This is a genomic window from Terriglobales bacterium, from assembly GCA_035454605.1.
Taxonomy (GTDB): domain Bacteria; phylum Acidobacteriota; class Terriglobia; order Terriglobales; family Acidobacteriaceae; genus DATMAB01.
The window spans coordinates 24,098-38,818 of record DATIGQ010000030.1 but is presented as its reverse complement, the minus strand read 5'-3'; the positions used below and the strand labels follow the sequence as shown (position 1 = coordinate 38,818).

At 63.1% G+C, this 14,721-nt stretch carries 14 protein-coding genes; 4 read left to right on the top strand and 10 right to left on the bottom strand.

The features are described from left to right. From VLE48_02215 to VLE48_02205, 3 genes are all read left to right on the top strand, one after another. On the top strand, window positions 1–414 hold a 414-nt coding region (locus VLE48_02215; protein HSA91799.1), incomplete at its 5' end, for a zinc-binding dehydrogenase. An 87-nt stretch (window positions 415–501) separates the two neighbouring features. Then, window positions 502–954, top strand: a complete 453-nt coding sequence (locus VLE48_02210) for a nuclear transport factor 2 family protein (protein HSA91798.1) — start codon at window positions 502–504, stop codon at window positions 952–954. A 34-nt stretch (window positions 955–988) separates the two neighbouring features. After that, window positions 989–2,428 (top strand): amidohydrolase, encoded by a 1,440-nt coding sequence (locus VLE48_02205; protein ID HSA91797.1) that lies wholly within the window; start codon window positions 989–991, stop codon window positions 2,426–2,428. A gap of 61 nt (window positions 2,429–2,489) precedes the next feature. Here VLE48_02205 and VLE48_02200 read toward each other — a convergent pair whose 3' ends face one another. The 7 genes from VLE48_02200 to VLE48_02170 form a co-directional block, all read right to left on the bottom strand. Continuing rightward, a complete protein-coding gene (locus VLE48_02200; GenBank protein HSA91796.1) occupies window positions 2,490–3,332 on the bottom strand; it encodes an inositol monophosphatase family protein in 843 nt (280 codons plus the stop codon). Then, on the bottom strand, window positions 3,332–3,610 hold the full coding sequence (locus tag VLE48_02195; protein ID HSA91795.1) for an RNA chaperone Hfq: 279 nt from the start codon (window positions 3,608–3,610) through the stop codon (window positions 3,332–3,334). The genes VLE48_02200 and VLE48_02195 overlap by 1 nt, the downstream gene beginning before the upstream one ends. A 28-nt stretch (window positions 3,611–3,638) precedes the next feature. Further along, window positions 3,639–4,607: a VWA domain-containing protein gene (locus VLE48_02190; protein ID HSA91794.1), complete on the bottom strand. Its 969-nt coding sequence runs from the start codon at window positions 4,605–4,607 to the stop codon at window positions 3,639–3,641. 8 nt (window positions 4,608–4,615) lie between these two features. Continuing rightward, on the bottom strand, window positions 4,616–5,335 hold the full coding sequence (locus VLE48_02185) for a molybdenum cofactor biosynthesis protein MoaE (protein HSA91793.1): 720 nt from the start codon (window positions 5,333–5,335) through the stop codon (window positions 4,616–4,618). A gap of 120 nt (window positions 5,336–5,455) precedes the next feature. Then, complete coding sequence (gene lon / locus VLE48_02180) at window positions 5,456–7,882, bottom strand: endopeptidase La (protein HSA91792.1); 2,427 nt, start codon at window positions 7,880–7,882, stop codon at window positions 5,456–5,458. 172 nt (window positions 7,883–8,054) lie between these two features. Beyond that, a complete protein-coding gene (locus VLE48_02175; protein ID HSA91791.1) occupies window positions 8,055–10,067 on the bottom strand; it encodes a hydantoinase/oxoprolinase family protein in 2,013 nt (670 codons plus the stop codon). A 3-nt stretch (window positions 10,068–10,070) separates the two neighbouring features. After that, window positions 10,071–10,340, bottom strand: coding sequence for a hypothetical protein (locus VLE48_02170; GenBank protein ID HSA91790.1), 270 nt, complete (start codon window positions 10,338–10,340; stop codon window positions 10,071–10,073). A 39-nt stretch (window positions 10,341–10,379) separates the two neighbouring features. Here VLE48_02170 and VLE48_02165 point away from each other — a divergent pair, with 39 nt between their 5' ends. Next, window positions 10,380–10,748, top strand: coding sequence for a hypothetical protein (locus VLE48_02165; protein HSA91789.1), 369 nt, complete (start codon window positions 10,380–10,382; stop codon window positions 10,746–10,748). A 96-nt stretch (window positions 10,749–10,844) separates the two neighbouring features. Here the strand turns inward: VLE48_02165 and VLE48_02160 are convergent, their stop codons facing one another. From VLE48_02160 to thiE, 3 genes are all read right to left on the bottom strand, one after another. Then, window positions 10,845–12,422, bottom strand: coding sequence for an amino acid permease (locus VLE48_02160; protein HSA91788.1), 1,578 nt, complete (start codon window positions 12,420–12,422; stop codon window positions 10,845–10,847). A 31-nt stretch (window positions 12,423–12,453) separates the two neighbouring features. Further along, a complete protein-coding gene (locus VLE48_02155; protein HSA91787.1) occupies window positions 12,454–13,983 on the bottom strand; it encodes an amino acid permease in 1,530 nt (509 codons plus the stop codon). Window positions 13,984–14,066: 83 nt separating this feature from the next. Further along, window positions 14,067–14,720 carry a thiamine phosphate synthase gene (thiE, locus tag VLE48_02150; protein HSA91786.1) on the bottom strand — a complete coding sequence of 218 codons (654 nt, stop codon included), beginning with the start codon at window positions 14,718–14,720 and terminating at the stop codon, window positions 14,067–14,069. Window position 14,721 lies beyond the last annotated feature (1 nt).

Sequence of the window (14,721 nt, the reverse complement as noted above, 5' to 3'; positions counted from 1 at the left end):
GTGGAAACGGCGCGAGCGCTCGGCGCCGACCACGTCGTGGACTACACGCGCGCAGACTTCACGCGAAGCGGGCAGCGCTACGATCTGATCGTCGCGGCCAACGCCTATCATTCGATCTTCGACTACCGGCGGGCGCTGCGTCAGCATGGAATCTATGTCATGGTGGGAGGCGGTTGGACCCAGATCCTCCAGGCCATGTTGCTGGGACCCTTGCTGTCGCGAATGGGCCGCAAGAAGATGCGTTTCTTCGTTGCGAGGATCGACAAGAAGGATCTGCTTCTTCTGAAAGAGCTGCTTGAAGCCCGGAAAGTGGTACCCATGGTTGAGAGACGTTACCCACTGAGCGAGGCGGCCGAAGCTTTCCGCTACCTTGAAGAAGGACACGCTCGAGGAAAAGTAGTCGTCACCTTGTGACTGGGCGGAATCACCAAGTCAGCAGAACACCAGATAGCCTGAGCCCGTCCTTTATAATGACCGGTCTGTTTGCACATGGAGGAAACGATGATGTCCCGCTGGCTGCCGGTCATACTGATTCTCGGCGCGCTCACGCTGCCCGCTGCCGCCGACTCGAAAGCCTCGCCCGAAGACGAAGCCGGCATCCGCGCGGCGGCGCTGGATTACATGGAGAGCTACTACGAAGGCAATGGGGAGCGCATGGAACGGGCGCTACATCCGCACCTGGCCAAGCGCATCGCGCGCACCGATGCCTCCGGTAAAACTCGCCTCGACCAGATGAGCGCGCTGGAACTGGTGCAGATCATCCGCACGGGCAGCGGCAAGAACATCCCTAAAGAGAAACAGATCAAGAACGTGACCATTCTCGACGTCTACGACAATATGGCCACGGTGCGCGCGGAGATGCTGGAATGGATCGATTACATGCACCTGGCGAAGATGAACGGGCAGTGGAAGATCGTCAACGTGCTGTGGCAACTGAAGCCCAAACCGCAATAGCTGTCTATCTATCCCTCAGGAGAAAAGCAATCCGATGAAGGCTAGCCGTGTGGCGGTGATGCTCGTGCTGTCCCTGCTCTCCCTTGTGCCGTTTGCCAGCGCGGTTGACATCAAGAAAAAGGAAGAAGCCGTGTCGCGGGTGAAGGCGCGGCAAGCCGACCTGGTCAGCATGAGTGACCAGATATGGGCGTTCGCGGAAACCGCACTGCGCGAGAAGAAGTCTGCGAAGCTCCTGGCCGATTACGCGGAGCAGCAAGGCTTCAAGGTGGAGCGGGGCGTGGCCGGAATGCCCACGGCGTTCGTGGCCAGCTACGGCGAGGGGCGGCCGATCATCGGCATCCTGGGCGAGTACGACGCCTTGCCGGGCATTTCGCAGAAAGCTTCGCCGGTGAAGGAGCCCCTGGTGGAAGGCGCGGCCGGACACGGCTGCGGCCACAACCTGTTCGGCTCGGCCAGCATGGGGGCGGCGTTGGCGATCAAAGAGATGATCGCGGCCGGCAAGCTGAAAGGGACCATCCGCTTCTACGGAACGCCAGCGGAAGAATCGGTGGGCGGGAAGGTGTACATGGCGCGCGCTGGCCTGTTCAACGACCTCGACGTAGCGCTGGCCTGGCATCCCGCGGATGAGACCGAGGCGGACACCGACAGCTCGCAAGCGATCATCGACTTCATCGTGGAGTTCAAAGGCAAGGCAGCCCATGCGGCGTTCGATCCGTGGAACGGGCGCAGCGCCGTCGACGGCATGGAACTCTTCACCGACGGCCTGAACATGATGCGGGAGCACATCCGGCCGACCTCGCGCATCCACTACACGCTGATCAAGGGCGGGGACGTGCCCAACGTGATCCCGGAATACGCCAAGGTGTGGGTGTGGGTGCGCGACAACAAGCGCGAGAACATGGACGAGATGATGCAACGGGTCCGCAAGATGGCGCAGGGCGCGGCGCTGATGGCCGACGTCGAATCGAAATTGACCGTGCAGGCCGGCGATTACGAAATGCTGGTGAACATGGCCGGCGAGCGGGCCCTGTACAACAATCTGGTGTGGTTGGGGCCGCTCGAGTTCACGGAAGAAGAGCAGGAGTTCGCACGCAAGATCCAGAAGGCGGCCGGCGTCGAACCCAAGGGCCTGAAGAGCGCCATCACACCGATCAAGGATGCGCCCGGTGAGCCGGAAGGCGGCTCTACGGACGTGGGCGATGTGAGCTGGCTGGTGCCGACGCTGCACCTCTCTGTGACCACGGCGCCGGAAGATGCGCCCTGGCACGGGTGGTCGGTGGTGGCGACCGGGGGGATGTCCATCGGGCACAAGGGCATGATGTACGCCTCGCAGGCGCTGGCCGCGACCATGGTGGACCTGTTCGAAGATGCCGAGCTACGCAAGGCGATCCGCGCGGAGTTCGAGGAGAAGACAAAAGGATTCGTCTATAAGCCGTACGTGCCGGAGGGTCCGCCGCCGCTGCCGGCAGATTGACTTACGTTAGCGCCTAAAACCGGGACGCGAACGTAGGCCACCCAATGCATGCGCTTCCAACCTACGAGCGGCGGGTGCGGGCGTAATCGACGGCGGAGGGCAACTCTTCCAGGCCGCGGCCCTCGAAGATGGCCTGGAACTCTTGCAGCAGGTCGGCGTGCAGCAGGCCGTTCGAGGCCATGACTTCGCGGCTCTCGATGCGGAAGGGACCGCCGGAGAAATCGGTGACCTTGCCCCCGGATTCTTCCACCAGCAGGACGCCGGCGGCGGTGTCCCAGGGATTGAGGTTGAACTCCCAGAATCCGTCGAAGCGGCCGCAGGCCACACAGGCGAGATCGAGCGCGGCGGAACCCGCGCGGCGCACGCCGTGAGTGCGGAGCGTGATCTGGTGGTAGAAGTGGATGTTGGGATTCTTGTGGCGCTTGTGGCTGGGGAAGCCGGTGGCGACCAGGCTCTCGGCGAGGGCTGAAATTTTCGATACGTGGATGCGGCGCTGGTTGAGCCAGGCGCCGCTTCCCTTCTCCGCGGAAAACAGTTCGTCGCGCGTGGGGTCGTAGATGACGCCGGCGATGCGCTCGCCCTTGTGCTCCAAACCGAGGGACACACAGAAAACCGGAAAGCCGTGAGCGAAATTGGTGGTGCCGTCGAGCGGGTCAACGTACCAGGAGTAGCCGGCGGAAGCGGGGGCGCGGGTGCCCTCCTCGGCCATGATGCCGTGGCGAGGCCAGCGGGCCTGGATGCGCTCGACAATGAGCGCTTCGGAGGCACGGTCGGCCTCGGTGACCAGGTCTACATCGCCTTTATATTCCACCTTCACGCGGCGCGCGAAGTAGGTCATGAGGAGAGCGCCAGCTTCACGGGCGATCTCCGCCATGGCGGGAACGAACTCGTCGCGGGACGTCACTAGGAGTTCTTGCGGCCGGGCTCTTCGGCGATGTACAGGATCTGGTGCTTGAAGATGAAGAGATTGGGCTCGCCCGAGCGGGTGAGGCGGATCATCTTCTGGTCGTAGTACTCGATCCAGCCGTGGACGACCTCGCCATCCAGCAGCTTGACGGAAACCGGGGTCTGCTTCTCGCCCAGATCCTTGAGATAGGCGGCTTCCAGAAATGTCTCTTCCGGCGGAGGAGCCTTGCCTTTGCGGAGCGGGCGCGAGCCGCCGTGTGGAGTGCGAAACGCCATGCGGCCATTGTATCGCGCCGCGGCGCCGCTAGCGCGCTTTGGAGGTGAAATAGCCGGAACGATGCCGGACGCGAAAGCCGGCCGCGGGTTCTTCGCCGTCGCCTTCGGGCGCAGATCCGCGAACCAGGACGCGGATGCGGCGAAATTCGGAGCCGGAAAGACGCTGGCGCGGATAGTAGGCCAGCAGGTATTGGGTGCGGAGGTCGCGGCTGATCTGCTCGAAGGCCGCGTCGAGCTGGTCGGACTGGGCATAGTAATGCTTTCCCCCAGTGTCCCGAGAAATCTGGATCAGGGCGTTCTCGCCGCCGATGTTGCGGCCAGCGCTGGCCGCGATGGGAACCACGATAATGCTGTATACGATGGCTTCGGACTGCACGGCGGAGCGAACGGCTTCGGCGTAGCGGATGGAACTGACGGTATCGCCACCATCGGTGATCACCACTATGACTTTGCGCCCCTTGCGGTTTTCCAGAGCATGGCCGGCGAGGTAGACGGCATCGAACAGCGCGGTGGCAGCCCCGGCGCGGGCGCGCTGGATGCCGGCATCGATGCGAGCCAAATTCGACGTGAAGGGCACCAATTCGTCCACCACTTCGCTGAACTGGTAGACCGATAATGCGTCCACCGGCCGCACGATGGAACGCACGAATCGGCGCGCCGATTCCAGCTCGACTTTCAGGTCCTTGCGCGTGGAGAGACTGGTATCGATGGCCAGCACGATGGAAAGCGGCAATTCCGATTCACGATCGAAGACCGAGATGGATTGCGGTTGATCGTCTTCCAGGATCTGAAAGTCGCCCTGCGTGAGATCGGCAACGGGAGCGCCCTTCTCGTCGGTCACGGTGACGAACACGTTGACGAGCTTCACGTCGACGCGGATGGTGGGCTGTTTCTCTTCCTTGGCCGGGGCAGGCGGCAGCTGGGTCGCGGGCTTCGGCTGCTGGCCACAGAGCGAAAGGCCGACAAGCAATGTGGCCAGAAGAAAGAGAATTCGCATACCCGTATTTACTTGGATGCGGGCCGGGCCGCGCCCCGAGCCGCCGCAGAAATCTCTTCGGGAAACGGTTCCCCATCCGCCCAGATGGCCCCGTCCTCAAAGTATTCCTTCTTCCAGATGGGCACGGTTTTTTTCAGCGTATCGATCAGCCAGCGGCAGGCGTCGAAGGCCGGCGCCCGATGGGCCGCTACCACGGCAATGAGGACGCTGCTCTCGCCAATCTCCAAGCGACCGAGACGATGAACCAGGGCAAGGTCGCGAATGGCAAACTTGGTGAGAGCTTCGTCCGCCAGGGCGCGCATCTGCTTCAACGCCATTTCTTCGTAGGCTTCGTACTCCAGATACAGAGTGCGGCGGCCGCGGGAGTGATTGCGCACAATCCCGTCGAAGATCACGATGGCGCCGTCTTCCGGGCGCTCCAGCGGAGGAACGATCTGATGGGGATCGATCCGCTCGCGCACGAGTTGCACCACGGGTTCCGGCGCGCCACCACTCACGGGCGGAAGCAAGGCCACTTCATCGCGGTCGCAAAGGATGGCGTCTACAGAGGCATATTCCTGGTTCAAGGAAAGCGCAAGGCTGGGCAGCAATTCTTTCAGGCGTGGAATTCCCTGTTCGTAGTGGGCCAGGAGATCGGCAAGTGTCGCTCCCTCCGGCAGCGCCAGCGAGTCGCTATCGCGACCCGCCAGATCGCGGAGCTGGCCGAAAAAGAGTACCCGGATCTGCATGGGAACTAGGATACGCTGAGGGTTGAGGAGCTTCACAGCAGGGACTCGTTAACAAGGCGCACCATAACCTGCTAACCATATTGTTGTTAGTAGGTTAGCAGAACTATCTTATGTGTTACGCTAAACTCCGACGGCGTTGGTGAGCACTTTCTCGCGTTCTTCGGCGTCCTGCTTTTCTTCGAGAGGCGAGGTGGGCAGCGCCAGGTCCAGCACTTCCTCGACGGTATTCACGTAGTGCAGCTTAATGCCTTCGAGCTGCTCGGGCGCCAAGTCCTCTTCGACGTTCTGCTTGTTGTCCGCGGGCATGAGGATGTCGCGGATGCCGGCGCGGCGCGCGGCCAGCACCTTCTCCTTGATCCCGCCGACGGGGAGGACGTTTCCGCTCAGGGTGACCTCCCCGGTCATCGCGGTGTGCGGACGAACGCACCGATCGCTGAGCAGCGACACGAGCGCAGTCACGAGGGTGATGCCGGCCGAGGGACCGTCCTTGGGTATGGCACCTGCAGGAACGTGAACGTGCAAGTCGTGGTCCTTGAAGAAGTCTTCGCTGATGGCTAGCTTCTCGGCGTTCGAACGCACCCAGGTGAGGGCGGCCTGCATGGATTCCTGCATGACCTGGCCGATCTGACCGGTGATGGTGAATCCCTTGTTGCCTTTCATCTTGTTGGCTTCGATGAAGAGGATATCTCCGCCGGTCGGGGTCCAGGCCAGACCCACGGCGACACCGGGGCGGCGGGTGCGCTCGGCCAGTTCGGTTTCGACGCGGATCTTGATGCCGCCCAGGAATTCCTGGATGGTCTCTTTGTCCACGATCAGCTTTTCGGTCTTGCCTTCGGCGATGCGGCGAGCCTGCTTGCGGCAGATGGTGCCCAGATTCCGCTCCAGGTTTCGCACGCCGGCCTCGCGTGTGTAATGCCGGATGACGTGGCGTACGGCCTCTTCGGGGAACTCGATGTTCTCCGGCGTGATGCCGTTCTCTTCGATCTGCCGCGGGACAAGATAGCGATTGGCAATGTGGAGTTTCTCGTCCTCGGTGTATCCCTGCAGCTCGATGATCTCCATGCGGTCACGCAGCGGTTCGGGAATGGGATCGAGCATGTTGGCGGTAGTGATAAACAGCACCTTGGAGAGATCGAAGGGCACGTCGAGATAGTTGTCGCGGAAGGTATTGTTCTGTTCGGGATCGAGGGTTTCCAGCAAGGCGGAAGCGGGGTCGCCGCGGAAATCACGGCCGAGCTTGTCCACCTCGTCGAGCATGAAGACAGGATCGTTGGTCTCAGCGCGGCGCATGTTCTGCATGATCTGGCCGGGCAGGGCGCCGATGTAGGTGCGGCGATGGCCGCGAATCTCGGCCTCGTCATGCACGCCGCCGAGCGACAGGCGCACGAACTTGCGGTTCAAGGCGCGCGCGATGGAGCGGCCCAGAGAGGTCTTGCCAACGCCCGGAGGTCCCACAAAGCAGAGGATCGGTCCCTTCATGCTGGGCTTCAAGCGGCGCACCGAGAGGTAGTCCAGGATGCGGTCCTTGACCTTCTGCAGGTCGTAGTGGTCGGTATCGAGAATCTCGCGCGCTTTGATGATGTCCACTTCCGTGCCGCTAGACTTGCTCCAGGGCAGCACGGCCAGCCACTCGATGTAGTTGCGCGTCAGGGAATAGTCGGCGGCCATGGGGGACATGCGGGAGAGGCGGCCCAGCTCGCGCAGGGCTTCCTTCTTGACCTCCTCGGGAAGGCCAGCGGCTTCGAGCTTCTGGCGAAGCTCTTCGACATCGCGCGAAGTCTCGTCCTGCTCGCCCAGCTCTTTCTGAATGGCCTTCATCTGCTCGCGGAGGTAGTACTCGCGCTGCGACTGTTGCACCTGGTCCTGCACTTCGGACTGGATCTTGTTGCGCAGGTGCTGGACCTCGAGCTCCTTAGTGAGGTGGCGGTTCACGGATTTCAGGCGCACGGAGACGTCGGGGGTCTCCAGGATCTCCTGCTTGTCGCGCGTGGGCAGCGAGGGCAGCGAAGAAGCGACAAAATCCGCCAGGCGCCCGGCGTCATCGATGTTCATGGCCACCGTCTGCAGCTCATCGGAGAGCGTGGGTGAACCAGCGACGATCTGCTGAAACAGAGAGAGCACGTTGCGTTCGAGGGCCTCAATCTCATGGGTGCGCTCGATATTGACGTCGGGAACGGTCTGTACGCTGGCGCGCATGAAGGGGGTGAGCTGCGCAAATTCGCCCAGCTTTATCCGGTCCAAACCCTCGGTAAAGATGAACAGGCTCTGGTTGGGCATGCGCACGACCTTATGCACGATGGCGAGCGTGCCCACGCTGAACAGGTCGACGGGCTGGGGTGAATCCACGCGGGCGTCCCTCTGCGCCACCACGATGATGGTCTTGTCCTCGCCCAGGGAGTTGATGAGCTCGACGGAGCTCTCCCGACCGACGGTCAACGGCAGGACGGCGTGGGGGAACAGCACGGTATCGCGCACCGGCAGCACCGGATACGCGGCGGGTTTCTGCGTCTTTTGCGGGGCTTTGCCCTCGCTGCGTTCAGTACTCATAAGATGTGTGCCAATATCACTCGCGGAGTGTCGACTGGCTGATTAGATGACGAGCCTGCCTTCATGGATGCAACGCCCAGCCGTAACTCCGCGCGGCGGATTGTAAAAGAAGCGCCGCCGATGGGCAATCGAAAGTGCTTCCCACTTGGTGCGTTTCGGGACCCGGTTTTTCCTACTTGGTGCGGATCACCAGGCAACCGGCGCGATCGACCAGGAAGCGCATGCCGGGCGGCACCACGGTGGTGGCACTGTACTCGGTGACGATAGCCGGTCCCGAATAGACCCTTCCCACGCTCAGCCCCGCCCGCTCGTAAATGCGGGTGCGAGTGAAGCGGCCGTCGAAAAACGTAGAAGTGGTACCGGCGGCTTTCCGGGACGGTTGAGCCGCAGGAGTGTGAACAACTTGGGCGAGGGTGGGCAGAGTAGCCCGCAGGCGCAGAGTCACGATCTCAACCTCCCTGCCGGGATGGGCGTAGCCGTAGCGGCGCTGGTGCTGACGATGAAACGCAGGGAGCCAATCCTCGGTAGCCGGCACATTCAACTCATATCCCTGGCCACGGTAGCGGACATCCAGCGAGCGCTGGAATCGCGGTGGTTGGGACCAGCCCTCCCGGCGAAAGTCCTGCCCTGCGGCTTGCTCCATCCGCAAGAACTCACGGCGCAAGAGCTCCGAGGGAGGGCGGGCGTTCACCCGCCAGAGGACCGTACGGGAAGAGTCCTTGACTACGTCGCTGGTCAAAATCCCGAAAGCACTGAGCGCTCCGGGCGACGGCGGCACCAGGACGCGGGGAATGGCAAGCGCGCGCGCCAGTTCGCAGGCGTGCATAGCGCCGGCGCCGCCGAAAGCCACCAGCGTGAACTGGCGCGGGTCATAGCCTCGTTCGATCGAGACCACGCGGATGGCCTTTTCCATGTTCGCGTTCACCACCCGAACCACACCGGCGGCGAACTCCTCCAGGTTGAGCGAGGAGCCGGCGCGGCGCAGCCATGTGCGGAGGATGCGCTCGATCCGTCGTCGGTCGAGCCGGAACGTGCCTCCGAGAAAGCGGTCGGGGAGCAGCCGGCCCAGCAGCAGGTTGGCATCGGTGACGGTGGGCTGGAGGCCACGACCGTAACAGATGGGGCCGGGATCGGCACCGGCCGATTCCGGACCTACGTGCAGCGCACCGGCGGCATCAAAGCGCGCCTGGCTGCCGCCGCCCGCGCCTACGGTATGGATATCGAGCATGGGCACGCGAACGGGAAGCCCGGCGACCTCAGCCTCGCTCATGGTGCGGGGAGCGCCTTCCACCAACGCGACATCGGTGGATGTGCCTCCCATGTCGAAGGTAATGATGTTCTCGAATCCGCTGCGCCGAGCAACGGCTGCAGCCCCCACGACGCCACCGGCGGGACCAGAAAGGACGGTCCGGACCGGCTCGCGCGCGGCCGCGGACATCGCGGTAATACCGCCGCTGGACTGCATCACAAAGAATTTGGCGGCCCTCGCCTGGGGCAGGCGCAACACCCGCTTTTGCAGATTGCCCAGATAACGCTCCAGGACGGGTTGCAAGTAGGCATTCACCACCACGGTACTGGCGCGCTCATATTCCCGAAATTCGGGCAGGATGCGATGCGAGATTGAGAGGGGAGCCTTCAGTTTCCTGAGCGCGGTCGCCGTCGCCTGCTCGTTGGCAGGATTGGCGAAGGAAAACAAGAGCGACAGGGCGATGGCCTGCGGTTTGAGGCGCGACGCCCGGGCAGCCAACTCCCGCAGTTGCTTGGGTGAGGGCCGGCGAAGAACAGCGCCATCGACCGCCGTGCGCTCCGGCACGCCCAGCCTTCGCTCGGCGGGAACCAGCGGCTCAACACGATCGAAGAAGAAGTCATAGAGACGCGGCCGAGCCTGGCGGCCGATCTCGAGCGCATCCTCGAAGCCCTCCGTGGTGACGAAGACGACGCGGGCGCCCTTGCGCTCGAGCAAAGTATTGGTTCCGACGGTAGTGCCGTGCAGGAGCAGGAAACGATGGTTGCGGTGAAGAATCTGGCGCAGGGCCTGGACGATGGCTCGGGAGGGATCGGAAGGCGTGGAAAAAACCTTCAAGACGCGCACCATCCCATCGCTGATCCAAACGCAATCGGTGAAGGTGCCGCCGGTATCGATGGCGATGCGGAGGCTCTTCCCTGCCGGGGAGGAACCGGGCATCGGCTAGCCCCGCAGACCGGAAAGGATGGTGAACAGCCCAGCCGCTACGGAAAATCCGCCAGCCAGCGCACAAGCCGCGCGCTGCGGAAGGAGGCTGCCAGAGGGCCGCGAAAACCGATTCACAGCACCGCCCGCCAGCCATCCGTAGGCCACCATGGTGATGACGATCCCGAAGGCAAAGGCGCCGATGCGCAGCAGCGATTCGGCTATGGTGGCGGAAAGAGCGATGGGCGCGATAGCCAGCAGCGAGCGCGTTCCACCCAAGGCGAACAAGGCACCCAGAAGAGCGGCGAACCTGCCGTGCGCATGGGCATGGCCACTGCGACCAAACAGATGGAGGTGGTAGTGCCCATGCCGGCCAGCCGCGTGATCGTGAGGGTGAGCGTGCACTACGAGGCGTCCCGTGAGCAGGCCAGCGAGCAGCGCGAAGCCCGCGACGACGAGCAGTCCGCCGGCACCGAGTTCAAACCCACGTCCCCATGCCGGAGGAACCAGGTGCAGGCCGAAGAATGCCGCAAGACCTGCCAGAAGGATCACGAACGCATGTCCGGCGGCGAAGCGGAGAGAGAAGAAGGTCAGGCGGCCGAAGCGGCCGCTGGCGGCCCCGAACGCGGTGATGGCAGCCAAGTGGTCGGGGCCAAGCCCGTGCAGAACCCCAGCCAGGAAGACGGCGCCGAGTAGGAGCATGGTGGAATCCGGTCGCCGAGGATTCTACCAGCAGAAACGCAACGGCCCTCGCTAGGGCGAGGCCGTCTGTCAAACATTCGTCCAGTCCGTTCAGCTGGCCGTAGCCTCAGAAGCTGCGCGCTGAGCCTTTTGCACCCGGCTGTTGCGGATGCCGTAGGAGAAGTACAGAACCATGCCGATCACCAGCCAGATGAGCAGTCGTTCCCATGTAACCAGGGGCAGAGACTTCATCAGGTACAAGCAGACGATGATGCCCAGCACCGGCACGACGGGAACGAACGGGGTCTTGAACGGCCGAGGCAGGTCGGGACGCCTCCTGCGCAGTACCAGCACTCCCGCGCAGACGATGACGAACGCCAGCAGTGTGCCGATGCTTACCAGATGGCCTAGATCACCGATAGGCAGGAAGGCGGGGAAGAAGGCGACCACGACACCGACCAGAATGGTGGCGATCCAGGGGGTCCTGAAACGAGGATGAATGTGGCCGATCCACGGCGGCAGTAGTCCGTCGCGGGACATGGAATAGAAGACCCGGGACTGCCCGAGGAGCATGACGAGCATGACGGTGCCCAGTCCGAAGATGGCGCCGCCCTTCACCAGCAGGCTGCTCACACGAATGCTGTAGGAACCCAGTGGAATCTGCCAGCCGATGCCGGTGGCGTCGATGCCGATGGCCACGGGATCGGGCACATTCAGGCGCTCGTAGTGGACGACACCCGTGAGCAGACCGGAAACCACGATGTAGAGCACGGTGCAGATGGCGAGCGAACCCAGGATGCCGATGGGCATGTCTTTCTGTGGGTTCTTGGCCTCCTGGGCGGCGGTGGAAACCGCGTCGAAGCCGATGTAGGCGAAGAAGACGACGGCGGCGCCGGTGGCGATCCCGGAGATGCCGAACTCACCTTCCTTTCCGGTATTGGCGGGGATGAAGGGGGTCCAGTTCGCAGAGGCGATCTCGGGATTGCGCAACACATAGAGACCGGCAATCGCGATAAAGATCAGCACGATGCTGACCTTGACGATGACAATGGCGGAATTGAGATTCGCCGACTCCTTGATGCCAACCACGAGAATCGCCGTGACCACCAGAATGATGACGAAAGCCACCAAGTTGAAGATGCCGGTGGCCTGCGGCAATCCGTCCGGACTCACGCCGGCGGGCAGGCTGGCCAGCGCAATCCAGCGCTCGTCGTAGAAAACCAGCTTGGTACCGGGAGTGGCGGCGAGCTGGGGCGGAATGTAGATCCTGAAGTCCTGCAGCAGGCTGACAAAGTAGCCGCTCCAGCCGGCGGCCACGGTGGCGGCGCCGAAGGCATATTCGAGAATCAGGTCCCAGCCAATGATCCAGGCGAAGATTTCGCCGAGAGTGGCGTAGCCGTACGTGTATGCCGAGCCCGCAATGGGAATCAGGGAGGCGAACTCGGCGTAGCAGAGGCCGGCGAACGCGCAGGCCAAGCCCGCCAGAACAAACGAGAGGACGATGGCGGGACCGGCATGCTGAGCCGCCGCCTGGCCGGTGAGGACGAAAATGCCAGCCCCAATAATGGCGCCGATGCCCAGGGAAACCAGGTTCAAGGGGCCCAGGGCCCGCTTCAGACTATGTTCGCCAGTGTCTTGCGCTTCGGTCAGCAGAAGATCGAGCGGCTTGGTTGCCAGGTAGTTGGCCATTCTTTCGCGTTGTCTCCTAAGGAGTTGAAGATCAGGTGCGTACCTCAGTGCCCCGGGCCGAGCTCCGTGACCACAAAAAATAAACCGGGACGCCCAGCAATACGATGATCAGCCCCGGCCAGGTGTACTGCGGCTTGTAGCGCAGCAGCACGACGTCAATGAACAAGGCCACGAGTATATACAGGCCGGGCAGGACGGGATAGCCGAAAGCACGGTAGGGGCGCTCAGCATCCGGACGCTTGACCCGCAGCACGAACAGCCCGGCGATGGTCAGGATGTAAAACACCAGGACCGCAAACACAATGTAATCCAGCAACTGGCCGTACGTACCGGAGAGGCAGAGCACCGAGGTCCAGAGACATTGCACCACCAGCGACACCACGGGAGTGTGGAAACGAGGGTGAACGGAGCCCACGGAGCGGAAGAACAGGCCGTCCTTGGCCATCGCATAGTAGACGCGCGCACCGGCCAGGATGAGTCCGTTGTTGCAGCCGAAGGTCGAGATGAGGATGGCTATGGCCATGAGCGCGGCGCCCAACGTGCCGAACATATGCAGCATGGCGGCGGTGGCCACACGATCTTCCGCGGCGTACTTGATTCCGCGGGCGAGAGCGGTGGCGCCGTTAGGATCGCCGTCCAGCGGCAGCACCGAGAGGTAGGCGAAATTGGCCAGAACGTAGAGCAGGCACACGGTCCCGGTGCCGAGAGCCAGAGCCAGCGGGAGGTTGCGGCGTGGATTCCGGACCTCGGCGGCGGTGAAGGTGACGTTGTTCCAGGCGTCGGACGAGAATAGCGATCCGACCTGGGCCACGGCGAGGATGGTGAACACGCCTACCATTGCCATGGGACCGCCAACCCCGACTTGCACCGGATGCAGTGAACTGAGGGAGGCGTTGCGCCAGAAGTCGGCGAAGTTGGCGGCGATGGCCTCGGCGTTGCGGCCCACGAAAATGCCGACGACGATGAGGCCGACCAGCGCCGCCGTCTTGGCCACAGTGAAGACGTTCTGGACGAAAGCGCCTTCCTTCAGGCCCAGCACATTGATCCCGGTGAGCACGGCGATGCTGAGGATGGCGATGAGGTTCTGGGTGTTGAGGCCGATATCCATGTTGCCCAGGACCATGGGGCCGATCTCCCACTTGCCGATGTGCGCGATGTGCCAGATCCAGTTGGTGGAAGAGATGGAGGGGAAGAACACGCCGAGGAACTTGCCGAAGGCCACGCCTACGGCGGCGATGGTGCCGGTCTGGATGACCAGGAAGAGGGTCCAGCCGTAGAGGAAACCCCACAGCGGTCCGAGCGATTCGCGCAGGAAGACGTACTGGCCGCCGGCGCGGGGCATCATGGCGGCCAGCTCGCCGTATGCCAAGGCCCCGGTGACGGTCATGAAGGCAGTGACCAGCCAGGCGCCGATGAGAAGGGCGGGGGAATCCACCAGGCGGGCGATGTCGGCCGAGACGATGAAGATGCCGGAACCGATCATGGAACCCATCACCAGCGTTGTGGCCGTGGTGAGGCCGATCCCTTTGACCAGTTCCTGGTTCTCAGGAGTTGCAGCCACCGCGGTTGGCGCCTGCGCGTTGGTCGTCAAGCTGCTCCTTTCAGGCCGGGATGCAAGGTCGCAGGCCCGGAAAAACAGCTCCCCTATCCGAGAAGCCGCTGGAATTCTTCCACCGACCGTGCCGGTTCGACAATAAGATCGGAGATTACCGCCACGGCGTCTGCGCCCGCCTCCAGCACCGCCCGGCAATTCGACCGGGTGACGCCCCCGATAGCCACCAGCGGCTTCTGAGTACAGTTGCGGGCGGCACGAACCCCCGCCAAGCCGACGGTCGGATCCGGATTCCGCTTGCTCGAAGTGGCAAACACGGGGCCGATGGCGATGTAGTCCGCCGGGCCCTGGTCGGCGTGCTCGACCTGCCGCGCATCATGCGCCGACACGCCCAGCAGAGCATCCTTGCCCAAGAGGGTCCGAGCCGACCACGGATTCAGGTCATCCCGGCCCAGGTGCACGCCATCGAACCCAGCGGCCAGGCAGAAATCGGCGCGGTCGTTCATGATCAACTTTGCCCGGCCGTGGCAAAGTTCGCGTAGCTGGCGGGCATCCTGCAGCATTCGATGTGATTCTCCCTGCTTGTTCCGGTACTGCAGGAGGGATACACCCCCTGCGAGCAAAGACGAGGCAAAGCCAGGCAAGGACAGACCGGCCGCATCGAGGGACGGGACATCCAGGATGGCGTACAGCCGGGGGAGGACCGTGTTGCGTGCCTGGGGCGCGAAGCTGGCAGTGGTTGCCATG